The sequence below is a fragment of the Rhodococcus sp. T7 genome (assembly GCF_009872365.1).
GTDB lineage: Bacteria > Actinomycetota > Actinomycetes > Mycobacteriales > Mycobacteriaceae > Rhodococcus_F.
In genome coordinates this window covers 12,300-34,743 of the sequence record NZ_WXYH01000383.1, presented here as the reverse complement: position 1 = coordinate 34,743, position 22,444 = coordinate 12,300, and the positions used below count along the sequence as shown (strand labels likewise).

22 protein-coding genes and 1 pseudogene are annotated in these 22,444 nt (G+C 68.5%); 10 read left to right on the top strand and 13 right to left on the bottom strand.

Going from position 1 to position 22,444, the window contains the following annotated elements; all coding sequences use genetic code 11:
• Positions 1-497, bottom strand: a 497-nt coding sequence (locus tag MLGJGCBP_RS42495; protein ID WP_236581685.1) for an aldehyde dehydrogenase family protein, incomplete at its 3' end; no start/stop codon positions are given.
• 139 nt (positions 498-636) lie between these two features.
• Between MLGJGCBP_RS42495 and MLGJGCBP_RS42490 the strand changes: the two genes are divergently transcribed.
• Both MLGJGCBP_RS42490 and ald read left to right on the top strand, forming a co-directional pair.
• Complete coding sequence (locus MLGJGCBP_RS42490) at positions 637-2,244, top strand: PucR family transcriptional regulator (protein ID WP_160103621.1); 1,608 nt, start codon at positions 637-639, stop codon at positions 2,242-2,244.
• Between the two features lie 206 nt (positions 2,245-2,450).
• Positions 2,451-3,557 (top strand): alanine dehydrogenase, encoded by a 1,107-nt coding sequence (gene ald / locus MLGJGCBP_RS42485; protein WP_160103619.1) that lies wholly within the window; start codon positions 2,451-2,453, stop codon positions 3,555-3,557.
• 38 nt (positions 3,558-3,595) lie between these two features.
• On the opposite strand, the gene MLGJGCBP_RS42480 is transcribed toward ald, so the two are convergent.
• Positions 3,596-4,288, bottom strand: coding sequence for a ZIP family metal transporter (locus tag MLGJGCBP_RS42480; protein WP_087559722.1), 693 nt, complete (start codon positions 4,286-4,288; stop codon positions 3,596-3,598).
• Between the two features lie 47 nt (positions 4,289-4,335).
• Between MLGJGCBP_RS42480 and MLGJGCBP_RS42475 the strand changes: the two genes are divergently transcribed.
• Entirely contained in the window at positions 4,336-5,217 is an 882-nt protein-coding gene (locus tag MLGJGCBP_RS42475) for a biotin-dependent carboxyltransferase family protein (RefSeq protein ID WP_160103617.1), read from the top strand.
• A 30-nt stretch (positions 5,218-5,247) separates the two neighbouring features.
• On the opposite strand, the gene rlmB is transcribed toward MLGJGCBP_RS42475, so the two are convergent.
• Genes rlmB through carD form a run of 5 tightly spaced genes read right to left on the bottom strand, consistent with a single transcriptional unit; the run spans position 5,248 to position 9,288 of the window.
• Positions 5,248-6,216: a 23S rRNA (guanosine(2251)-2'-O)-methyltransferase RlmB gene (gene rlmB / locus MLGJGCBP_RS42470; protein ID WP_087559723.1), complete on the bottom strand. Its 969-nt coding sequence runs from the start codon at positions 6,214-6,216 to the stop codon at positions 5,248-5,250.
• Between the two features lie 2 nt (positions 6,217-6,218).
• On the bottom strand, positions 6,219-7,613 hold the full coding sequence (gene cysS, locus MLGJGCBP_RS42465; protein WP_087559724.1) for a cysteine--tRNA ligase: 1,395 nt from the start codon (positions 7,611-7,613) through the stop codon (positions 6,219-6,221).
• A gap of 11 nt (positions 7,614-7,624) precedes the next feature.
• On the bottom strand, positions 7,625-8,101 hold the full coding sequence (ispF, locus tag MLGJGCBP_RS42460) for a 2-C-methyl-D-erythritol 2,4-cyclodiphosphate synthase (protein ID WP_005244898.1): 477 nt from the start codon (positions 8,099-8,101) through the stop codon (positions 7,625-7,627).
• Complete coding sequence (gene ispD / locus MLGJGCBP_RS42455) at positions 8,101-8,781, bottom strand: 2-C-methyl-D-erythritol 4-phosphate cytidylyltransferase (RefSeq protein WP_160103615.1); 681 nt, start codon at positions 8,779-8,781, stop codon at positions 8,101-8,103. Before ispD ends, ispF begins: the two co-directional genes overlap by 1 nt.
• 18 nt (positions 8,782-8,799) lie before the next feature.
• On the bottom strand, positions 8,800-9,288 hold the full coding sequence (gene carD / locus MLGJGCBP_RS42450) for an RNA polymerase-binding transcription factor CarD (RefSeq protein WP_005262216.1): 489 nt from the start codon (positions 9,286-9,288) through the stop codon (positions 8,800-8,802).
• A 263-nt stretch (positions 9,289-9,551) separates the two neighbouring features.
• On the opposite strand from carD, the gene MLGJGCBP_RS42445 reads away from it, so the two are divergent.
• Both MLGJGCBP_RS42445 and radA read left to right on the top strand, forming a co-directional pair.
• Positions 9,552-10,184 (top strand): hypothetical protein, encoded by a 633-nt coding sequence (locus MLGJGCBP_RS42445; RefSeq protein WP_087559727.1) that lies wholly within the window; start codon positions 9,552-9,554, stop codon positions 10,182-10,184.
• Between the two features lie 46 nt (positions 10,185-10,230).
• On the top strand, positions 10,231-11,613 hold the full coding sequence (gene radA, locus MLGJGCBP_RS42440) for a DNA repair protein RadA (RefSeq protein ID WP_087559728.1): 1,383 nt from the start codon (positions 10,231-10,233) through the stop codon (positions 11,611-11,613).
• Between the two features lie 6 nt (positions 11,614-11,619).
• On the opposite strand, the gene MLGJGCBP_RS42435 is transcribed toward radA, so the two are convergent.
• Positions 11,620-12,183, bottom strand: coding sequence for a PaaI family thioesterase (locus MLGJGCBP_RS42435; protein WP_087559729.1), 564 nt, complete (start codon positions 12,181-12,183; stop codon positions 11,620-11,622).
• An 85-nt stretch (positions 12,184-12,268) separates the two neighbouring features.
• Here MLGJGCBP_RS42435 and disA point away from each other — a divergent pair, with 85 nt between their 5' ends.
• Positions 12,269-13,354 (top strand): DNA integrity scanning diadenylate cyclase DisA, encoded by a 1,086-nt coding sequence (gene disA / locus MLGJGCBP_RS42430; RefSeq protein ID WP_012691546.1) that lies wholly within the window; start codon positions 12,269-12,271, stop codon positions 13,352-13,354.
• A 9-nt stretch (positions 13,355-13,363) separates the two neighbouring features.
• Here the strand turns inward: disA and MLGJGCBP_RS42425 are convergent.
• Together MLGJGCBP_RS42425 and MLGJGCBP_RS42420 are read right to left on the bottom strand one after the other, a co-directional pair.
• A pseudogene (locus MLGJGCBP_RS42425) lies at positions 13,364-14,196 on the bottom strand (HpcH/HpaI aldolase/citrate lyase family protein).
• Positions 14,197-14,204: 8 nt separating this feature from the next.
• The gene (locus MLGJGCBP_RS42420) at positions 14,205-14,924 is read right to left on the bottom strand and encodes a FadR/GntR family transcriptional regulator (protein ID WP_012691544.1); all 720 of its coding nucleotides are present in this window, start codon (positions 14,922-14,924) and stop codon (positions 14,205-14,207) included.
• A 219-nt stretch (positions 14,925-15,143) separates the two neighbouring features.
• Between MLGJGCBP_RS42420 and MLGJGCBP_RS42415 the strand changes: the two genes are divergently transcribed.
• From MLGJGCBP_RS42415 to MLGJGCBP_RS42405, 3 genes are read left to right on the top strand one after another with little or no spacing between them, the layout of a single operon-like run.
• Positions 15,144-16,592 carry an aspartate ammonia-lyase gene (locus tag MLGJGCBP_RS42415; RefSeq protein WP_160103613.1) on the top strand — a complete coding sequence of 483 codons (1,449 nt, stop codon included), beginning with the start codon at positions 15,144-15,146 and terminating at the stop codon, positions 16,590-16,592.
• Entirely contained in the window at positions 16,589-18,031 is a 1,443-nt protein-coding gene (locus tag MLGJGCBP_RS42410; protein ID WP_160103611.1) for an amino acid permease, read from the top strand. The genes MLGJGCBP_RS42415 and MLGJGCBP_RS42410 overlap by 4 nt, the downstream gene beginning before the upstream one ends.
• 15 nt (positions 18,032-18,046) lie before the next feature.
• Positions 18,047-19,024: an asparaginase gene (locus MLGJGCBP_RS42405; RefSeq protein WP_160103609.1), complete on the top strand. Its 978-nt coding sequence runs from the start codon at positions 18,047-18,049 to the stop codon at positions 19,022-19,024.
• Here MLGJGCBP_RS42405 and MLGJGCBP_RS42400 read toward each other — a convergent pair.
• Both MLGJGCBP_RS42400 and MLGJGCBP_RS42395 read right to left on the bottom strand, forming a co-directional pair.
• The gene (locus MLGJGCBP_RS42400) at positions 19,017-19,781 is read right to left on the bottom strand and encodes a hypothetical protein (RefSeq protein ID WP_087559735.1); all 765 of its coding nucleotides are present in this window, start codon (positions 19,779-19,781) and stop codon (positions 19,017-19,019) included. The two genes, MLGJGCBP_RS42405 and MLGJGCBP_RS42400, sit on opposite strands and share 8 nt — an antisense overlap.
• 59 nt (positions 19,782-19,840) lie before the next feature.
• Positions 19,841-20,467, bottom strand: a complete 627-nt coding sequence (locus MLGJGCBP_RS42395; protein ID WP_087559736.1) for a carbonic anhydrase — start codon at positions 20,465-20,467, stop codon at positions 19,841-19,843.
• Between the two features lie 100 nt (positions 20,468-20,567).
• On the opposite strand from MLGJGCBP_RS42395, the gene MLGJGCBP_RS42390 reads away from it, so the two are divergent.
• On the top strand, positions 20,568-21,446 hold the full coding sequence (locus MLGJGCBP_RS42390; RefSeq protein WP_160103607.1) for an A/G-specific adenine glycosylase: 879 nt from the start codon (positions 20,568-20,570) through the stop codon (positions 21,444-21,446).
• Between the two features lies 1 nt (position 21,447).
• Here MLGJGCBP_RS42390 and MLGJGCBP_RS42385 read toward each other — a convergent pair whose 3' ends face one another.
• Positions 21,448-22,443 (bottom strand): methyltransferase, encoded by a 996-nt coding sequence (locus MLGJGCBP_RS42385; protein ID WP_160103605.1) that lies wholly within the window; start codon positions 22,441-22,443, stop codon positions 21,448-21,450.
• Position 22,444: the final 1 nt, after the last annotated feature.

Genomic DNA, 22,444 nt, shown 5'->3' with positions numbered 1-22,444 from the left:
GGCTGACGGATCGAATGCACGTCCACGTTCGTCGACGCGTTCTCCGTCATGCCGCCCTTGAGCAGGTGCGCGATGCCACAGGCGAACTCGACGACCTCCTGACCGCGGGAGACCTCACCCAAGGCGTCGGAGACGACCTTGCCGTGCTCGGAGGTGATGATCTCGGCGAGTTCACCCTTGCGCTCGTTGAGCAGTTCCCGGAACTTGAAAATGATCTGCGTCCGCTTGGCGAGGGAGGTGTCGCGCCACCCGGGGAACGCCGCCGCGGCCGAGTCGATGACGGCGCGGGCGTCCTCGACACTGGCCAACGCGACCTCACCGGTGACGGCACCGGTCGCCGGGTTGGTGACCAGGGCGGTGTTCCCGCTGGTACCGGCGAAGCTCTTGTTGTCGAACCAGTGCGAGATGATCCGGCCTTCGCCGGAGTGCGAGATGATCCGGCCTTCGCCGGAGTGCGAGATCGTTCGGGTCTGCGCGGCGCCGTCGCTGTGTGTCATGAAATGGGTGTCCTTACCGAGAGAGCGGATACCGGGGCGATCCGCACGGATCGCGTGATGCCTCCACTCTGGTCCGTGAACCAGCCCCCAGACCCCGACGATCTGTATAGCAATCCGCCTTCTGATTTACACTGCGTAAATGCTGCCCACGATCGTCGACATCCTGACGCTCCCGGTCGTCCAGGCCGGAACGCCCGAGGTGGTCGGCGGCGGACCACTCGACCGGCCGGTGCGGTGGGTGCACGTCAGCGATCTGCCCGACCTGTCCAACCTCCTCCAGGGCGGCGAACTCGTCCTCACCACCGGGCAACCCCTCGCGGACGACTCGTCGAGCGTGGAATACCTGGAGGGTCTGGCCGCGGCGGGCGCCGCCGGACTCGTCGTGGAACTGGGCGTCCACGTCGACACCGTCCCGGACGGGGTCGCGCGCGCCGCCGACAGACTATCGTTCCCCGTCATCGCGCTGCACCGTCAGATCAAGTTCGTCGAGGTCACCGAGGCAGTACACCGGTCGATCGTCGCGGAGCAGTACGACGAGGTCGCGTTCGCACGGCACGCCCACGAGGTCTTCACCGACCTCAGCATGAAGCGGGCGTCGCTCGGCGAGATCGTCGACGCCGCCGCCGGCATGCTCGGCGCCCCGATCGTGCTCGAAGACCTCAACCGGCAAGTGCTGGCGTTCGCGGCGCAGGGCACCGCGACGGCGGATCTCCTCGCCGAGTGGGAACGCCGGTCGCGACTGACTCCCGTGTCGCATCAGACCGCGGTCGACGGTCCCGAGTCGTGGACGACGACGCCGGTCGGCGCACATCGGCAGGAATGGGGACGACTCGTCGCCCCCCGCCCCGTCGCCGCGGAAGGTCGCGCGCGGATGACCCTCGAACGCGCGGCCCAGGCGCTCGCACTGCACCGCATGGTCGAACAGGACCGGACCGCGCTCGAGCAGCAGGCCCAGAGTGGACTCATCGACGAACTCCGCCGCGGACGCATCCAGGACGAGGCCGAGGCGACCGCACGCGCCCACGCCCTCGGCCTCCGGCCGGCACTGACCTACCTGCCGATGACGGTCCGGGTCAGCGAAACCGCAAGCGCCGACCAGGTTCTGGCGCAGCGACGCCGGGTCACCATGCTCGACGCCGTGCGTCACGCGGTCCGGACGTCGCGGCAGACGGCACTGACCGCGAACACCCGGGCCGGGCAGATCGACCTGCTCCTGTCCCATCCCCCGGCGTCCGCACCCGGCGCGCTGACCGAACTCTGTCGGGCGATCCGCGCCGCACTCACCCGGCTCGACGGCGTCCTGCACTGCACGATCGGCGTCGGCCCCCAATCGACCCGGCTCCTCGACGCCGCGGGCGGCCTCACGGAATCCGCGCACATCGCCGACGTCGCGCTGTCGTTGCCACCGGACGACAAGGCCTTTCACCGGGCAGCCGATATCCGGTTGCGCGGGCTCCTCGCCCTCATCCGGACCGATCCGCGGGTGCAGGCGTTCGCCGAAACCGAACTCCGCGGCCTGCTGGAGCATCGAGCGCGACACGGCGGCGACAGCGTCGAAGTCCTGCGGAGCTTCCTCGAAGTCGGCGGCAACAAGACGGAACTCGCGAAGAGGCTCCACCTCTCGCGCCCCACGCTCTACGCGAAGCTGGCCACGATCGAGCGCCTGCTCGGTGTCGACCTCGACGACGCCGAGTCCCGGACGTCGCTGCACACGGCGATGCTGATCCTGCAGCTCCGCCGCCCGTGAGTACTTATTAACGTCGGGCGGTTAACAAGTACTCACGGGGCGAAGCCGAAGATCGTTCGACGAGGACCGCCCCGGTGAGGCCGCCTCCGAATTGCCGTACGCAGTGATGGCAATTTTGAGAATTATCTTCAGAACTGTTGGCATGAATGATCGCTTTCTTCACTATTGGCACCTACCAATCGAATTTCCAACAGCACGGAGTTCTCATGAAGATCGGCATCCCCCGCGAAATCAAGAACCACGAATACCGCGTGGCCATCAGCCCCGCCGGTGTCCACGAACTCGTCGGCCGCGGCCACGACGTGATCATCGAAGCCGGTGCCGGCGTCGGATCGTCCTTCGCCGACGCGGACTTCAAAGCCGCAGGCGCGCAGATCCTCTCGACCGCCGACGAGGTCTGGGAGAGCGCCGACCTGCTGCTGAAGGTCAAGGAACCCATCGCCGAGGAATACGCCCGACTGCGCCAGGACCAGGTGCTGTTCACCTACCTGCACCTCGCCGCGTCGAAGGACTGCACCGACGCACTGCTGGCGTCGAAGACCACCTCCATCGCCTACGAAACCGTCGTCGGCGCCGACGGGTCCCTGCCGCTGCTCGCCCCGATGAGCGAGGTCGCCGGACGCCTCGCCCCGCAGGCCGGCGCCTACCACCTGATGCGCCAGGGTGGCGGCCGCGGCGTCCTCATGGGCGGCGTCCCCGGCGTGCGCCCGGCCAAGGTCGTCGTCATCGGCGCCGGCGTGTCCGGCAAGAACGCGATCGCCGTCGCCTACGGCATGCACGCGGACGTCACCGTCCTCGACCTGTCCATCGCGCGTCTCCGCGAGATCGACGCCCAGTACGACGGCCAGGTCAAGACCATCACCTCCAACACCATGGAACTCGAACAGGCCGTCCTCGACGCGGACCTGGTCATCGGCGCCGTCCTCGTCCCCGGCGCGAAGGCCCCCACCCTCGTCTCCAACAACGTGGTCTCGCGGATGAAGCCCGGATCGGTGCTCGTCGACATCGCCATCGACCAGGGCGGCTGCTTCGAGGACTCGCGGCCCACCACCCACGCCGAACCCACCTACCAGGTCCACGACTCGGTGTTCTACTGCGTCGCCAACATGCCCGGCGCCGTCCCCCGCACCTCCACCTACGCCCTCACCAACGCGACCCTGCCGTACGTCGTCGCACTCGCCGACAAGGGCTGGAAGGAAGCGACCGCCACCGTCCCCGGCCTCGCCGACGGGCTGTCCACCCACGACGGCAAGCTGCTGTCCACCGAAGTCGCTGCCGCGCACGGCTACCCGGTTGCGACGCTGCCTGTCTGAAACTACTGCCTGCCCGAGAGACTGCCCGCCTGAGCAGGCTAGGCGCCGAGGCCGAACGCGACGAGGAACCCGAGCGCGGTCGACAACCCGACCCACCAGCCGCCTTCCCGGTAGGCCTCGGGCATCAGCGAGTCCGCGAGCACGGCGATGGTCGCGCCACCGGCGAACGCCTGGATGGTCGCGATGGTGCCGTCGGAGATGGTGTCGGACACGGCGTCGGCGCCGATCACGACCAGCACCAGCAGGACGGCGGTGGCCACCCACACCGACAGGGCGCGGCCGTGGCTGAAGTGCGGCTGCGACCGCATGGACGCCGCGCCCGCGACCGCTTCGGGCACGTTCCCGACCGCGATGGCGACGAGGAGTACCACCCCGCCCGCGCTGCTGCTGATCGTCACCCCGAGAGCGGTGTTCTCGGGGATGCCGTCGAGCAGCGCACCGAGCATCAACGCCCAGCCGAGAGCGCCGGCACCGAGTTTCTTCTCGATGAGCCGGTCTGCGACCACATAGACGAGTGCCCCCGCGAACAGGGCCGCGCCTGCCGTCCAGATCCCTTCGGTCTCGAACGCGGGCTGGAACAACTCGGTGGACACGGCGGCCACCATCGTTCCCGCACCGAACGCCATGAGCGCAGCGAGGACCGGGCGCGGCAGGTCGTAGCGCAGGCCGATGACGGCACCGATCAGCAGGGGCAGGGCCGTGCCGAGGCCGTACAGAGTCGCGGTCAACATGGACCAGAGCGTATCCAGACGGCGCGGGGATGCGGGACAATCGGACGATGGCTTGGCTCGAGGTCGTGCGCACCGGACCGTTCACCACCGTGCAGGATCGCGGCCGTCCCGGGTACGCGTCCATCGGTGTCGGCGAGTCGGGTGCCGCCGACCGCGACGCCCACGACAGCGCAAACAGGTTGGTGGGCAACCACTCCGACGCAGCCACATTGGAAGTCACGCTCGGTGGGCTCGCGGTGCGGGCGGCCGGAACCGTCTCCGTCGCCGTCACGGGCGCCCGCAATCCCGTCACCGTCAATGCCAAACCCCGACCCGACTACACGATGCTGCACCTGGACCCCGGGGACCTGCTGGAGATCGCGTTCGCGCAGGAGGGGCTGCGCAGTTACGTCGCGGTGCGCGGAGGTTTCGACGTGCCCGCGGTGATGGGCAGCCGGTCCACCGACATGCTGTCGGGCCTCGGCCCCGATCCCGTCGCCGAGGGTGACCGGTTGCTCGTCGGCGCGGATGCCGGCGACTGGCCCGCCGACGAGATCATCCCGCCACCCGTCGCATCCGAGGATCCGATGACGATGCGTGTCCGGCTCGGACCGCGGGACGACTGGTTCACACCCGCATCCGTCGACGCCCTTCTCCGCGAGACGTGGACGGTCAGTTCCGACACCAACCGGGTGGGGGCACGACTCGAGGGCCCGGGAGCGCTGCACCGGTCGGTGCGGGACGAGATGCCGAGCGAGGCCATGGTGGCGGGTGCCCTGCAGGTGCCGCCGAACGGTCAGCCGATCCTGTTCCTCGCCGACCATCCGGTGACGGGCGGCTACCCGGTGATCGCCGTGGTCGCCGAGGCCGACCTGCCGCGGGCCGCGCAGTTGCGGCCCGGGCACCGGGTGCGGTTCCACCGTGCGGTGGCGTCGCCGCTCCCGAGGTGACTGGATTCAGCTCCGGCGGCGGGCGGGGACTCAGCTCCGGCGGCGCCGGGCGATGTCGGCGAGCACGACACCCGCGGCGACGGACGCGTTGAGCGATTCGACGGGGCCTGCCATCGGGATGCTGAGGATGGCGTCGCAGTTCTCGCGCACCAGACGCGACAGTCCCTTGCCTTCGGAGCCGACCACGACGACCACCGGGCCGCTGCCGTCGAACTCGTCGAGCGTGGTGTCGCCACCCGCATCGAGCCCGACCACCTGGACGCCCTTGGACGCCCAATCCTTCAGCGTGCGCGTGAGATTGGTGGCGCGGGCGATCGGCAGACGCGCTGCGGCGCCGGCGCTCGTGCGCCACGCCACCGCGGTGACCGAGGCACTGCGACGCTCGGGGATGACCACACCGTGACCACCGAACGCGGCGACCGACCGGACGACGGCACCGAGGTTGCGGGGGTCGGTGATGTTGTCGAGGGCCACGAGCAGCGGCGCCTCCTGGTGCTTGCGGGCTTCCGCGATCAGGTCGTCGGGGTGCGCGTAGCGGTACGGCGGCACCTGCAGCGCGATGCCCTGGTGCATGCCGTTGGCGCTGAGCCGGTCGAGATCGGTGCGGGGAACCTCGAGGATGGAGATGCCCGCGTCGGCCGCGCGCTGGACGGATTCCTTCAGACGGTCGTCGCTCTCGGTCCCGACCGCGACGTACAGCGCGGTCGCGGGGACACCGGCGCGCAGGCACTCGACGACGGGGTTGCGGCCCAGCACGTTCTCGGGACCGTCGACCGCCTTGCGGCCTGCGGTCTGACGGCCGCGGCCCGGCTGCTTCTCGGCGTCCCGGGCGGCGCGGGCGGCACGCTTGGCGGCGGGGTGCTTGGTGCGGGCCTCCGCGGGCGGCGTGGCACCGCGGCCTTCCAGCCCCTTGCGCCGCTGGCCACCGGAACCGGCGACCTGCCCCTTCTTGGTGCCGGCCTTGCGGATGGCTCCGCGCCTACTCGAATTTCCAGCCATTACTACTGTCCTGCCTTGAGAGACCACTCGGGCCCGTTGGGGGTATCGGTGACCTCGATGCCCGCCCGGATGAGACGGTCACGCACCTCGTCGGCCACAGCCCAGTTCTTCTCGGCGCGGGCAGTCTGCCTGCGCTCGAGTTCGGCCCGGACCAGAACGTCCAGGGCATCGGTTGCCGCGGACGCGTCCGCGGTCTCCTGAGTCCAGTGCTCGTCCAGCGGGTCGACGCCGAGGATTCCGAGCATGGCCCGGACCTGCGACGCGATCGCCCGCGCCCCCTCGAGATCTCCGCCGTCGAGCGCGATGTTGCCCTCGCGGACCTTGCCGTGCACCTCGGCAAGTGCGGCGGGGACGGCGAGATCGTCGTCGAGCGCCCGCGCGAATGCGTCCGTCCACCGGCCGACCTCGACCTCACCGGCGCGCTCCTGCGTGCGCGTGACGAACGATTCGATGCGGCGGTACGCGGCCGCGCCCTCGTCGAGCGCTGTGTCGGAGTACTCGAGCATCGACCGGTAGTGGGCACTGCCGAGGTAGTACCGAAGCTCTTGCGGCCGAACCTTTTTCAGCACGTTCGGCACAGAGAGAACGTTGCCGAGCGACTTCGACATCTTCTCGCCACCCATGGTGACCCAGCCGTTGTGCAGCCAGTACTGCGCGAAATCGTCGCCTGCACACTTGGCCTGCGCGATCTCGTTCTCGTGGTGCGGGAACACCAGGTCCAGGCCACCACAGTGGATGTCGAACGCACCCCCGAGATAGAACTCGGCCATCGCGGAGCACTCGAGGTGCCAGCCCGGCCTGCCACGGCCCCACGGCGTCGGCCACGACGGCTCGCCCGGCTTCTCCGCCTTCCACAGCGTGAAGTCGCGGGGGTCGCGCTTGCATTCGCCGGCGCTCTCGCCCTGGTGCACGTCGTCGAGTTTGTGCCCGGACAGGCTGCCGTACTGCGGGTAGCTGCGGACGTCGAAGTAGACGTCGCCGCCCGCCGCGTATGCGTGGCCGTTGTCGATGAGGCGCTGCATCATCTCGACCATCTGCGTGATGTGCCCGGTGGCGCGGGGCTCGACGGACGGCGGCAGCACACCCAGTTGCTGGTAGGCCCACGTGAAGGACCGCTCGAACGTGGCGGCCCACTCCCACCACGGCCTGCCCGCCTCGGCGGCCTTGTTCAGGATCTTGTCTTCGATGTCCGTGACATTGCGGACGAACGCCACGTCGTAGTCGTGGGCGAGCAGCCAGCGTCGCAGCACGTCGAAGGCGACGCCGCTGCGTACGTGGCCGATATGGGGGTCGCCCTGCACTGTGGCGCCACACAGGTACACCGATGCGTGTCCAGGGGCCAGCGGAGCGAAGTCACGCAAGGCCCGCGTCTCGGTGTCGAATAGGCGCAGGGTCACGACCAGCGATCCTACCTGGCGCTTCGATCGGGAATGACCAATGCGGTGGCCATCGCGGCAATCCCCTCGCCGCGGCCGGTGAGACCGAGCCCGTCCGTGGTGGTCGCGGACACCGAAACCGGGGCTCCCAGGATGTCGCTGAGCACCTTCTGCGCCTCGTTCCGGCGCGGTCCGATCTTCGGCCGGTTGCCGATCACCTGGACCGCGGCGTTGGCGACACCGAAGTCGTCCTCTTCCAGCAGCCGGCGGACCTCCGCGAGCATCGCGGCGCCGCTCACCCCGGACCACTCGGGCCTGCCGGTTCCGAAGACGGAGCCGAGATCGCCGAGGCCGGCGGCGGAGAGCAGGGCGTCGCAGAGTGCGTGGACGGCGACGTCGCCGTCGGAGTGACCCGCGCAGCCGTTCTCGTCCTCGAACAGCAGGCCCGCCATCCAGCACGGCCGTCCCTGCTCGATCGGGTGGACGTCCGTCCCGATTCCGACTCGCACTAGTGCGCTCCCTCTTCCACCAGCGCGCGGGCCAGCACGAGGTCCAGCGGCGTGGTGATCTTGAATGCTGTGGGTTCTCCGACGATGCTGCGGACTCGCTCGCCGAGCCGTTCCACCAGGCCTGCGTCGTCCGTGGCGATGCCGTCGGCGGCGGCGTACGCGCGGCGGAGCAGTTCCGCGGTGAAACCCTGCGGCGTCTGCACGGCCCGCAGTTCGGACCGTTCGGGGGTGCCGGTGACCGCGCCGAGAACGTCGACGGTCTTGATGGTGTCCGCGACCGGGAGGACGGGAATGACTGCGCTGCGGCCGCACCGCAGTTCCGCGACCACCCGTGCGATGAGCGACGGCGGCGTCAGAGCGCGGGCGGCGTCGTGCACGAGGACGTATTCGGCGTCGTCCGCGACGGCGAGTCCGGCGCGAACCGAATCCGTCCGCTCACTTCCGCCGGCGACGACGGTGACGTCACCGGGGAGGAGGCTGCGCGTCGACTCGACGAGTTCCTCCGGCACGATCACGACGACGCGGTCGACAGCCCCCGACTGCTGGAGCCCGTCGACCGCGCGTGTCAGCATGGTCGTCCCACCGAGATCAACGAATGCCTTGGGCTTGTTCTCGCCCAAACGCACTCCCTGACCTGCGGCGGGAACCAGCGCGACTACAGGACCTTCTGCCTCGGCCACTGTGTGAATCGCGACTGTCTAGGACGCGGCCGCGAGGACCTCGTCGAGGATGGTCTCGGCCTTGTCGCTGTCGGTGCCTTCGGCCAGTGCGAGTTCGCCGACGAGGATCTGCCGCGCCTTCGCGAGCATGCGCTTCTCTCCCGCGGACAGACCGCGGTCCTGCTCACGACGCCACAGGTCACGAACGACCTCGGCGACCTTGTTGACATCACCGGACGCGAGCTTTTCGAGATTCGCCTTGTAGCGGCGTGACCAGTTGGTGGGTTCTTCGGTGTGCGGAGCCCGCAGTACCTGGAAGACCTTGTCGAGACCTTCCTGGCCGACGACGTCGCGTACGCCTACGTACTCTGCGTTGTCTGCGGGAACCCGGACGGTGAGATCGCCCTGCGCAACCTTGAGAACGAGATATTCCTTCTGCTCACCCTTGATGGTGCGGGTTTCAATAGCTTCGATCAGCGCCGCACCGTGATGGGGGTATACGACGGTGTCTCCGACCTTAAAAATCATCTGTCCCGTGCCCCTTTCGATCATTCGAGTTTAACACGTGTCCGGATCCTGGTCGCATCAACGGTGCAGGTCAGGGGCATCATGGCCTGACCCTAGGGGTTGACAGGTGTCCCGATACGTGCATTCCGGACACCCCGATCGGGCCGTTCTCCGGCGCCGAAACCGCACGCAGACAACCATTGTGAGTACCCAGCGAGCAGGCCACGCGGGCGAACTACTACTCTGCCTAGTTGAAGTGCGAACCTGACACCGGAGGACAACTCGTGACTGCTCTCGACAAGTCGACTCGCCGAGTCGCTACCGCCGTCGCTCTCGCTGCCGGCGCAGCCCTCGTGCTGTCCGCGTGCAGTGCGGGCCAGATCACCCAGACGTCGAGTCAGGTCGCCGCGGTCAACGGCAACAGCGCGGAGGCCGGGTCGATCGCCCTGCGCAACGTGCACGTCGTCTACCCCAACTCCGCCGAGTACAGCCTCGAGCCGGGCGGCAACGCCGTCCTCGCGTTCACCGCGATCAACAACAACGAGGACACCCCGGACAAGCTGACCCGCATCAGCACCGACTTCGCGGGGTCCGTCACCCTCGGCGAGAAGTCCGGCGGACTCGAGATTCCGCCGCAGAGCGCGCTCGTCGCCGGTCTGCCGGTCGGGGACGCCGAAGCAAGCGCGGACGCCACCGCCGAGACGGACAAGACCGCCGACGCACCGACCGATGTCGTTCTCGTCACCCTGAACAGCCTGAAGGAAGGCGTCCGCCCGGGCCTCACCTTCCCCGTCACGTTCGCGTTCGAGAAGGCCGGAGACATCACCGTGTCCGTGCCCGTCGACGCGGGCCACGAGACGGAGCGGCACGTCTCCGACAAGTCGGCAGGCACCGAGGCCGAGGGCGGCGGACACTAGCGGCAGACCCGGGTCCGCTGTCGGACCCGATACCTAGGCTGGCCGGGTGGCCAAACTCAAATCCAGCTTCCGCTGCTCGTCGTGCCAGTGCACGGTTCCCAAATGGGTCGGGCGGTGCCCCGAGTGCGGTAGCTGGGGCTCGATGGACGAGGCCCCGATCGTCGCTTCCGTCGCGAGCCGACCCGGCGCCTCGCTCGCGAAAGCGGGGGCCGGAGCCGTCCTTCCGTCCACCCCGGCCACTCCGATCACGAAGATCGACAGCACGTCCACCCGAGCCAAGCCCACGGGCATCGACGAACTCGACCGTGTTCTCGGCGGCGGCGTCGTGCCCGGTTCCGTCGTCCTCCTCGCCGGCGAACCCGGCGTCGGCAAGTCGACCCTGCTCCTCGAGGTGGTCCACCAGTGGGCCCGACGCGGCCCGGACGACCGGTCCCTCTACGTCACCGGCGAGGAATCCGCCGGGCAGGTGCGACTGCGGGCCGACCGCACCGGCGCCGTCCACGAGCGGGTCTATCTCGCCGCCGAATCCGACCTCGCGACCATCCTCGGCCACGTGGAGCAGGTGCGTCCCACCCTGCTGATCGTCGACTCCGTGCAGACCATGCTGGCAGCGGACGTCGATGGCGTGGTCGGCGGCGTCACCCAGGTGAAGGCCGTGACCAGCGCCCTCACCTCCCTCGCGAAGGCCAGCGGGGTGCCGGTGCTTTTGATCGGCCACGTCACCAAGGACGGCGCGGTCGCCGGTCCGCGATCGCTCGAGCATCTCGTCGACGTGGTGCTGCACTTCGAGGGCGACAAGCATTCCACGCTGCGGATGGTGCGCGGCGTGAAGAACCGGTTCGGTGCCGCCGACGAGGTCGGTTGCTTCGAACTGCGCGAAGACGGCATCGCCGGTATCAGCGACCCGTCCGGGCTGTTCCTCCACCACCGCGCCGAAGCCGTCCCCGGAACCGCCGTCACCGTCATGATGGACGGCAAACGGCCCCTCCTCGGCGAGGTGCAGGCCCTCGTCGCCGCCACGTCCATGCCCGCACCCCGCCGCGCCGTCAGCGGACTCGACAGCGCCCGGGTGGCCATGGTCCTGGCCGTGCTCGATCGCCGGTGCGGGGTGCCGATCGCGAAGAACGACGTCTACGCCGCCACCGTCGGCGGCATGCGGATGACCGAGCCGTCCGCCGACCTGGCGCTGGCGCTGGCCGTCGCGTCCGCGGTGAGGGACCGTCCCGTTCCCGACGGCCTCGTGATCCTCGGCGAAGTGGGACTGGCCGGCGAAGTGCGCCGCGTGCCCGGCGTCGGGCGACGGCTCGCCGAGGCGCACCGCCTCGGATTCACCCGCGCCATCGTTCCCCTCGACTCCGGGGCGGCGCCGAAGGGAATGAAGATCACCGAGGTGGGGAACCTGGCAGCGGCGATCGCGTCGCTGCGGTAGTACTGCTCAGATCGACGACGTTCCGAACGGGCGCTCCGGCACACCGTCCACGAAGTCTTTCGTCTTCTCGAAGTGCTCGGCCGTGACGGTGAGGAACAACCCCCGCGACGTCGCCACCACCACGTCCGGGTCCGCCGTTGGCCCCTCGACGATGCGCGCCTCGGCGCTCGTATACACCTTGCGGCGGATCGACCCGTCGACCCGCGCGTGGAATTCGAGGACGGAACCCAGCGGGATGGGCCTTGCGAAGTCGATCTCGAGATGCCCGGTGACCACCGGTCCGTCGACGATCGACCGGCACACCATGCCCTGCGCCTCGTCGAACGCGGTCGAGAGGATGCCGCCGTGGATCACCCCCGGACCGCCCTGGTAGCGGGGTGCCACCTCGAGGCGCCCCCACACGTCGAGACCCTCCCCGGCGGTGAAGCTCATCGACATCCCGGCGGGCGACTGGTCTCCGCACCCGAAGCACCTCGACCAGTGGTGCGGCACCGGCTGACCTGCGGCGGGAAAGCTGTCGACCAGTCCGGGCAGGGTCAGGTCGTCGGGCAAAGTCCAGGTACCACTCATGGATAGGTAATCTAAATGCGGGTCCGGACGTGTTTCCGCGGCGGTCCCCGACAAGTGACGTCTACCTCAGCGGGAGTATTGCGCGATGAACGATGCCGAGTCGTCGTCTGCACTGCGCGAAACGATTGCCCGGCTGGCTCCCGGAACTGCACTTCGCGACGGTCTGGAACGCATCCTGCGCGGCCGGACGGGTGCGTTGATCGTCCTCGGCTACGACGAGCAGATGGAAGAGATCTGCGACGGTGGCTTCGAGCTCGACGTGGAGTTCGCTCCGACCCGTCTGCGTGAGCTGTCGAAGATGGACGGCGCAGTGGTCCTGTCCACCGACGGGTCCCGCATCGTGCGCGCCAACGTCCAGCTGGTGCCCGACCACAAGATCCCGACCGTCGAGTCCGGCACCCGTCACCGCGCCGCCGAGCGGACGGCCATGCAGACCGGATACCCGGTGGTGTCGGTCAGCCAGTCGATGAGCATCGTCAGCGTGTACGTCGGCGGCATCCGGCACGTCATCGACGGGTCCGCCACGATCCTGTCGCGCGCCAATCAGGCGGTGGCCACCCTCGAGCGGTACAAGGCGCGGCTCGACGAGGTGACCCGCCAGCTGTCGGTGGTGGAGATCGAGGATTTCGTCACGCTCCGCGACGCCCTGACCGTGGTGCAGCGCCTGGAGATGGTGCGGCGCGTGTCCGTCGAGATCGAGCAGGACGTGCTCGAACTCGGGACGGACGGGCGTCAGCTCGCACTGCAACTCGAGGAACTCGTCGGCGACAATGACGTGGCGAGGGAACTCATCGTGCGCGACTATCTGGCCGGTTCCGGCCCGGCGCCCGCCGAGGACGTCGAGAAGTCGCTCACCGCGCTCGACAGGATCACGGACGCAGACCTTCTCGACCTCACGACGCTGGCGCGGGCGTTCGGCTACCCGGGCACCATCGAGGCGCTCGAGGCGCCGATGAGCCCCCGTGGCTACCGCGTCCTGACTCGCGTTCCCCGGTTGCAGTTCAACCAGATTCACCGGCTCGTCGGCTCGTTCGGAACACTGCAGTCGCTGCTGGCCGCGACGGCCGCCGACCTGCAGTCGGTGGAGGGGATCGGCGGCCTGTGGGCACGCCACATCCGCGAGGGCCTGTCCCGGCTCGCCGAGACGTCGATCTCCGGCCCGTACGACTAGCCCTTACGACTAGTAGGACAGCCGGAGCGCGTCCAGTCGGGTGCGGATGGTCAGTGCGCGTGCGAGTTGTGGTCGGTCGCTGCCGCTCCGGACACCCGAACCGTCGGCACCGAGGCGGTCGATCACCTCGTCGGCCCATGCCGCGTCTTCGGCGGACGGGCTCAGTTCGCGGTTGACGTCGCCGGTGTGCGCGGCGTGCATGCAGAGTTTCCCGGACATCCCCATCGACCGCGTGACGGCCAGGGCCTCGACCCGGGTGTCGCGATCGTCGACGAGCGTGGTCCGTCGATCGGTGCCGCGATTCCGGCGGCGGCGCTCGCGACGACGAGGCGTCCGCGGGCATAGGCGAGCGCGTCCGGCTCGGCGCCCGCGCCCGTGTCGCGCCGGAAATCGCCGCTGCCGAAGGCCAATCGCAGCGTGGCGGCCTCGGACGCGATGTCGTACGCGAATTCGATGCCGAGCGCGGACTCGACGAGGGCGAGCACGGGAACCGCCGCGCCGAGCCGGTCGGACGTGTCCCGGACCTGTTGCCCGGATTCGCTTTTCGCCAGCATGACGCCCTGCAGTCCGGGAAGTCCGCGGAGCGCGTCCACGTCGGCCGGCCAGTCCTGGGTGGTCGCGGCGTTGATCCGGACCCAGGCGGCGCCGTCACCGGACAACCACTCGGCGACCGACCGCCGGGCGCCTGGTCGTTCCGCGGTGACCACACCGTCCTCGAGGTCGAGGATGACGGCGTCGGCGTCGCTGCGGTCGGCGAGGTCGAAATCCTCGGTCCGCGAAGCGGATACCAGGAGCCACGATCTTGCGTGCCGAGCGTCGAGAGGATTCGCTGTGAGAATGATTCCGGTCCTTACTGTCGATCGTCCGGGCCAGCTTCTCCGACCACGGATTCCAGTGCGACCCGCACCGCGTCCAGGTGTTCGGCCATGGCGCGGGCGGCCTTGTCGTAGCTTCCGGATGCGATGCCGTCCACGATCCGGTCGTGCTCGTCGTTCGACTTCTGCTGCCGGCCCGCAACCAGATTCAGCGTTTCCGACTGCCGGGTGAGGGCTTCACGGATGTCGACGATGACGGATTCGAACACGCGGTTCCGGCTGGTCCGGGCGATGAACGCGTGGAACTGCGCATCCAGCGACACCCACACGAGCGGGTCGTCCTCGTCGCGCATCTGGTCCACCAGCCCGCGCAGGGCGGCCAGGTCCTCGGCGGTGTGCCGCTGCGCCGCCCATCCGGCGGCCGGAATCTCCACGTGCGGGCGGGCCTCGACGAGTTCGTTGGCCGCGTAGTTCCCGAAGTCGAGGTCGCGGGCGATCGAATCGCTGACGACGAACGTCCCGAGGCCCGACTTCGTCTCCGTGAGCCCGAGCGCGTGGCAGGACCGCAGGGCCTCCCGGATCACCGACCGGCTGACTCCGTGCCGCGCCGCGAGGGACGCTTCGGACGGAAGTCGTTCACCGACCGACAGCTCACCCGAGGTGATCGCGTCGCGAAGATCCGCGAGGACGGCCTCGGCGGCACTGACCCGCGCCGTGACAGGGCGCCTGGCTGCCCAGCTGTCTGACAGGTTCATGGGGATATTCTGCGCACGCCCCGGCGACGGCGTCAACACGACGCGGGTCCCCGGGTTGACGACTGCGAGTGAGCGAGGTAACAATTGCACCTGTCTGACAGCCTGGCAGGTGGATAGCCGGGTGGCTCGACCGAGAATCTACCCTCTTCGAGCAGCAGACTCCGTCCACCGCATCCGTGCAGAGCAACAGCGCGCGAATCCCCGTGAGGAATTGATCAAGTGCTCGAAACGCGAACAGAACACGATCTGCTCGGCGACCGCCAAGTACCTGCGGATTCCTACTGGGGAATCCACACGCTGCGGGCCGTGGAGAACTTCCCGATCACCGGCCGCACGATCTCCACCAACCCCTACCTGATCCGCGGACTCGCGTACGTCAAGTGGGCCGCGGCGAGCGCCAACGAGAAACTCGGGATCCTCGACAACCGCCGCGCCGACGCGATCGGACAGGCATGCCGGGAGATCGTCGACGGCCGCTGGCACGAGCAGTTCGTCGTCGACGTCATCCAGGGTGGCGCCGGGACGTCGACCAACATGAACGCCAACGAGGTGATCGCCAACCGGGCGCTCGAGATCCTCGGCCACGAACGCGGGGACTACGCGGAACTCCACCCCAACGAGCACGTGAACCTCAGCCAGTCGACCAACGACGTCTACCCCACGGCGGTCAACATCGCGACGATCTTCGCGATCGACGACCTCCTCGACGCACTGCGGGTCCTGCAGGACGCGTTCGCGACGAAGGCCGTGGAGTTCGCCGACACCGTGAAGATGGGGCGCACCCAACTCCAGGACGCGGTACCGATGACACTCGGGCAGGAGTTCGCCACCTACTCGGTGATGATCGACGAGGACCGCGCCCGCCTCGGCGAGGCCGCTCTCCTCGTCCACGAGATCAACCTCGGTGCCACCGCGATCGGCACGGGCCTGAACGCACCCGCCGGCTACGGCGAGGCCGCGTGCGACACGCTGCGGGACCTCACCGGACTCCCCCTCGTCCTGGCCACGGACCTCGTCGAGGCCACCCAGGACGTCGGTCAGTTCGTCCACCTCTCCGGCGTACTCAAGCGGATCGCCGTCAAGCTGTCCAAGGTGTGCAACGACCTCCGCCTGCTGTCGTCGGGACCGCGCGCGGGACTGAACGAGATCAATCTCCCACCGGTACAGGCCGGTTCGTCGATCATGCCCGGCAAGGTCAATCCGGTGATCCCGGAAGTCCTCAACCAGGTGGCCTACGAGGTCATCGGCAACGACGTCACCATCACGATGGCCGCCGAATCCGGTCAGCTCCAGCTCAACGCGTTCGAGCCGATCATCGTGCACTCCCTGTCCGAGGGGATGCGCCACCTCGGCGCCGCCTGCCGGATCCTGGCCGACCGCTGCGTGCTCGGCATCACGGCCAACACCGACCTGCTGCGCGCACGGGTCGAGGACTCCATCGGGCTCGTCACCGCGCTCAACCCGTACATCGGGTACACCGCGTCGACCCGGATCGCGCAGGAGGCGCTGATCTCCGGCCGTAAGGTCGCCGACCTCGTGATCGAGGCGGGACTGCTCGACCGGGACGAACTCGACCGGCTCCTGAGCCCCGAGCATCTCGCCAACCTGAGAGCGTCCGGTGCGCCGCGGCAGACGCCCGTCGCCGCCACCGCGGAGGTGGTCTCGTGACGATCGAGAAGGACGACACCTCTGGAGACGCCTTCGTCGAGGAGGACCTCGGCTACCGGAAAGCACTCGGCCCGAGACAGATCCAGATGATCGCGATCGGCGGAGCGATCGGCACCGGCCTGTTCATGGGCGCGGGCGGACGCCTCCAGCAGGCCGGGCCCGCACTCGTCCTCGTCTACGCCCTCTGCGGGTTCTTCGCGTTCCTGATCCTGCGGGCCCTCGGCGAACTCGTCATGCACCGGCCCACCTCCGGGTCGTTCGTGTCGTACTCCCGCGAATTCTTCGGCGAGAAGATGGCCTTCGCCGCGGGCTGGCTGTACTGGATGAACTGGGCGATGACGGCTGTCGTCGACGTGACCGCCGTCGCGCTGTACATGAACTTCTTCAAGAAGTACTGGGCACCGCTCGGGAACGTCGACCAATGGGTTTTCGCCCTGGCCGCCGTCGTCCTCGTCCTCGGGCTGAACCTCGTGTCCGTCAAGGTGTTCGGCGAACTGGAATTCTGGTTCGCGCTGATCAAGGTCGTCGCCCTGGCCGCGTTCCTCGGCTTCGGAATCTACTTCGTACTGTTCGGAACGCCGATCGAAGGCCACACCTCGGGCTTCAGCATGATCGCCGACAACGGCGGACTCTTCCCCAACGGCCTGCTGCCCGCCGTCGTGGTGATCCAGGGCGTCGTCTTCGCGTACGCCTCGATCGAACTCGTGGGCACCACCGCCGGCGAGACGAAGAACCCGCAGAAGGTAATCCCGAAGGCGATCAACACGGTCATCATCCGGATCCTCGTCTTCTACGTCGGATCCGTGCTGCTGCTGTCGCTGCTGCTCCCGTACACCGAGTACCACGCGGGCGAAAGCCCGTTCGTCACGTTCTTCGGCTCCATCAACGTGCAGGGCGCCGACGCGATCATGAACCTCGTGGTGCTCACCGCCGCGTTGTCGTCGCTCAACGCCGGTCTGTACTCCACCGGGCGAATACTGCATTCGATGGCGATGGCCGGGTCGGCGCCGTCGTTCGCCGCCCGGATGAACAAGGCCGGAGTGCCGTACGGCGGCATCGCCCTCACCGGATTCGTCATCCTGCTCGGCGTCGGACTCAACGCCGTCGTTCCCACCCAGGCATTCGAGATCGTTCTGAACCTCGCCGCACTCGGGATCATCAGCGCCTGGGCCGTCATCGTGCTGTGCCAGCTCAAACTGTGGAAACTCGCGAAGGACGGCGCCCTCACCCGGCCCGGTTTCCGGATGTTCGGCGCCCCCTACACCGGGCTCCTGACGCTGGTCTTCCTCGGATGCGTCGTCATACTGATGGCATTCGATCACCCCGTCGGAACCTGGACCGTCGGGTCCATCGCGATCATCGCCCCGCTGCTGGTGATCGGGTGGTACGGCGCGAGGAACCGCATCCGGACCCTGGCCTCGGACCGCCCCAACGCCTAGCAAGAAAGGACAACAGTGCCGAAAGTCGCCGTCGTCACCACCGGAGGCACCATCGCCAGCAGGCGGGACGGGCAAGGTGTCAGCAGGCCGGTGGTCGCAGGCTTCGACCTGCTGGGCACTGCCCGGACCGGGACGGAACTCCGCGTCGTCGACGTGATGTCGAAGGACAGTTCGAGCATGACGTTCGCCGACATGGACCGGGTCCGCGACGCCGTCGCCTCGGAACTGAACGACCCCGATCTCGACGCGGTGGTCGTGCTGCACGGAACCGACACCATGGAGGAGACCGCGTTCCTGGTCGACCTCCACCACACCGACCCGCGGCCGGTGGTCTTCACTGGTGCGCAACGCACCTTCGACCATCCGGAATCCGACGCCCGGACCAACCTGGCCGACGCGATCGCTGCGGGAACGGACCCCGCCCTGCGCGGAGCGGGTGTTCTCATCGCATTCGGAGGCGCCGTGCACCGGGCGTCGGGGACACGCAAGGCGGACACGACGTCCCTCGACGCGTTCCGATCGGTCCACCCCAACTCCGTCCAACCCACCGGCGACCTGCGGACTCAACGCCTCGATCCGTTGCCGTGGCATCCGATCTCCGGAACCCGCGTCGACATCGTGGCCGTCTACCCAGGGGCGGACCGCGTCCAGATCGACGCGTGCCTGGCGGCCGGGGCCCGGGGGCTGGTGCTCGACGGACTCGGATCCGGCAATGCGAACCCTGCGATCGTCGAGGCGGTCCGCGACTGCACGTCCGCCGGAATCCCGGTGGTGGTCACCACCCGGGTGCCGCACGGCCCGACCTCCGCCACGTACGGCGGTGGAGGCGGCGGACACGACCTCGTCTCGGCGGGGGCACTGTTCTCCACCGACCTCAGGGCAGGTCAGGCCCGCATTCTGCTCGCGGCGCTGCTCGCCGACCCCGACCTCACCGACCTCGACAAGGAATTCGATCGACGCTCACGCGTCGACCCCGCACCGAGGATCAGCTGAGGTTGAACGGCTCCGGCGCGCTGCGGAGCTGACCGAGCTGGCCGACCACCGTGTACGCGCCGGGCCCCACCGGATCACGCTGGGGTTCCGGCTGCGTCAGGCAGTCGGGAGCGGACGTCTTGGCCGACCACTTCACGGTGAACTGGGCCTGCTCGCCGGCGGCGAGGGTCCGCACGTCGGCCGCGGACTGCGGGAAGCAGTCGATGTTCGACCACAGGCGCACGGCGCCGTCGATCGTGTAGACGAGGACCTGCTGCAGGCTGCTGCCCAGATCGCGTTCGCACGGCGTGGTGCCGATGTTGGTGACGACCGTCGTGAAACTCGGTTCCTCACCGGGCAGGTACGTCGGCTTGTCGGCCGCCACCTTGATGGCCAGCGACTGGTCCGGGCACTGTCCCGCGGCGACCGGCTGACCGCTGGGGGCCGCGCTGCTGGAGGCGCCGCTGCTCGACGCCCCCGACGAACCGGACGTGCCCGACGACGCCTCGCCGCCGGCGGCAGCGGCGCCACCGCCGCCACCACCGGACCCGCCCGAACCACCGCTGGACGTGGACGAACCCGAGGCTGTCGGGGAAATCGACACAGGAGTGGTCAGCGACGAACTCGCTGCCGCCGGATCCGTCTCGGAGTCACCGCCACCACGCAGTGAGTTGATCAACCACACCACGAGCAGCAACGCGACCACGGCGCCGCCGATCGCCAGCGCCCTGCGGCGCCAGTAAATCTCGGGGGGCAACGGTCCATTCGGTTCCAGCACGACGTCAACGGTAGTTCGGCGTCGCGCGGCAACGGCTCAGCGGGCGCGGCGTGTCGCGGTCAGTCCGTGAGCTCACCGATGTCACCGACGGCGCCCTGCAGGTGGGTGCGGCCGTCGGACAGCTTGTACGTGACACCCGCGATGGCGCACGCGCCGCTCTCCACCTTCTCCGCGATGATGCGCGAACGCTGCATGAGCAGCGCACCGGTCTCCACCACGTGGCGACCTTCGAGTTCGTCGACGGTAGTGAGTCCCTCTCGGCGTCCCATGAGGATCGACGGGGCGACGCGTTCCACGATGCTGCGGATGAATCCGGGCGGCACGTTGCCGTCGTCGAGGGCGTCGAGCGTCGCCTTCACGGCACCGCAACTGTCGTGACCGAGCACGACGATCAGCGGCACGTTCAACACGCCGACGGCGTACTCGATGGACCCGAGCACGGCGTCATCGATGACGTGACCTGCGGTGCGGACGACGAACATGTCGCCCAGACCCTGATCGAAGATGATCTCGGCGGCGACGCGGGAGTCTCCGCAACCGAACAGGACGGCCGTGGGGTGCTGGCCGCCGACGAGCTTCGCCCGATCGGCGACGCCCTGGCTGGGATGGAGCGAGGTGCCGCTGACGAATCTGTCGTTACCCTGACGCAGGGCCTTCCACGCGGACACCGGGTTCGAATTAGGCATGGGATCATTGTGCACCGGGCGTGTGGCACCGTCGCGACGGGATTATGACGACCCCGGAAATTCTGTTTCACCAGTGAACGAAGGGACTTGTGAGGACGAAGTGGCCGTTGACTCCTCCGCGCTGATCAACTGGTACCAGGTCGAGGCCCGGGATCTGCCGTGGCGCCGCGACGGCGTCACCGCCTGGCACATCCTGATGAGCGAGATCATGCTGCAGCAGACACCCGTCGTCCGCGTGGCCCCGATCTGGGAGGAATGGGTGCAGCGCTGGCCCGTCCCGTCCCGCATGGCCGCCTCCAGCCAGGCCGACGTCCTGCGCGCATGGGGCAAGCTCGGCTACCCGCGTCGCGCGCTGCGACTCCACGAATGCGCCGGTGTGCTCGCGGCCGAACACGGTGATGTCGTGCCGAGCGACGTCGACACCCTCCTCGGTCTGCCCGGCATCGGCGCCTACACCGCACGAGCCGTCGCCTGCTTCGCCTACGGACAGCGGGTCCCCGTCGTCGACACGAACGTCCGCCGGGTGGTCGCCAGGGCCGTGCACGGAAGCGCCGAGCCCGGCAACCCGTCGACAACCCGTGACCTCGCCGACGTGTCCACTCTGCTCCCCCGGACCCGCGCCCGCGCCGCCACGTTCTCCGCGGCCCTCATGGAACTCGGCGCCACCGTCTGCACCGCCCGCACCCCCGACTGCACCCGTTGCCCGCTGCCGAACTGCGCCTGGGTCGACGCCGGACGCCCCGCGCACACCGGCGAGCGCCGGAAAGTCCAGAAATTTGCAGGCACCGACCGCCAGGTGCGAGGCAAACTCATGGCCGTACTCCGCGACAGCACCACCCCCGTCGAACGCGTCCGGCTCGACCAGGTGTGGCTCGACGACCCCGGGCAACGCGACCGCGCCCTCCACTCCCTGCTCATCGACGGACTCGTCGAGCAGACCGACGACGGACTCTTCGCCCTCGCGGGCGAGGGGAGCTAGCTCACACCGGAACCGCTTCGATGACGGACGACCGGGGACCTTGCGTGATCGAATCCAGCGTGAATCCGTGGTCGGCCAACAGTCGGCGCCATTCGGTGATCGTGCGCTCACGACCTCCCAGGAGAACCAGCATGTGGAGATCCAGCAGAGCCATGGGGTGGGTTGTCGCTGCCTCCGGCAGGACCTGCTCGACAATCATCAACCGTCCGCTCGGCGGGATCGCTTGCCGGCAACTGCCGAGGATCTTGCCGGCGGACGCGTCATCCCAGTCGTGGAGAATCTGAGACAGCACGTACACGTCACCACTGCACGGGACGTCGTCGAAGAAACTTCCGCCCACGACTGTCGTTCGTTCACCGATGCCGGCCGAACGAAACTCCGACGGCGCTTCCGCGACCACATGAGGCAGATCGAACAGAATTCCGCGTAGATGCGCGTGCCGATCGAGCAACCGGGTGATCAGCGCGCCGGTCCCGCCTCCGACGTCGACGACCGTTCCAACGTCAGACCAGTCGTGTTCGAGCAAAGGCAGCAAACGCAACTCGACCAGCCCTGCTTGGCCCCGTGCGAACTCATCCGCTGCCGACGGATTCTCGGACAACCATTCGAAGTACGGCTTGCCGAACGCCGAAGAAAACGATTCCTTCCCCGTTCGGATCGAATGCGCTGCGTGCCCCCACACGAGGTAGGCCTCGTTCGACATCAAGCCGACCAGGTGACGAAGCGAGCCCGGAGTGTCCGCGCGCAGAAGCTCACCGGCCTCCGTCAACGCGAATCGTCCTCCACCGTCTTCCTCGAACAAGCCTTCCGCGACGAGTACCCGCAGGAATCGACCGAGTGCATCGGCGTCGGCACCCACGCCCGCCGCGAGATCGCCGAGCGAGCACGCATCGTCCGCCAACCGGTCGGGCACACCCAGTTCGCACACGGCTGAAATAGATTGGGAAACGATGTACCCCATGATCTGCTTTCTCACTCGATGGTTGACGTCGCTCATG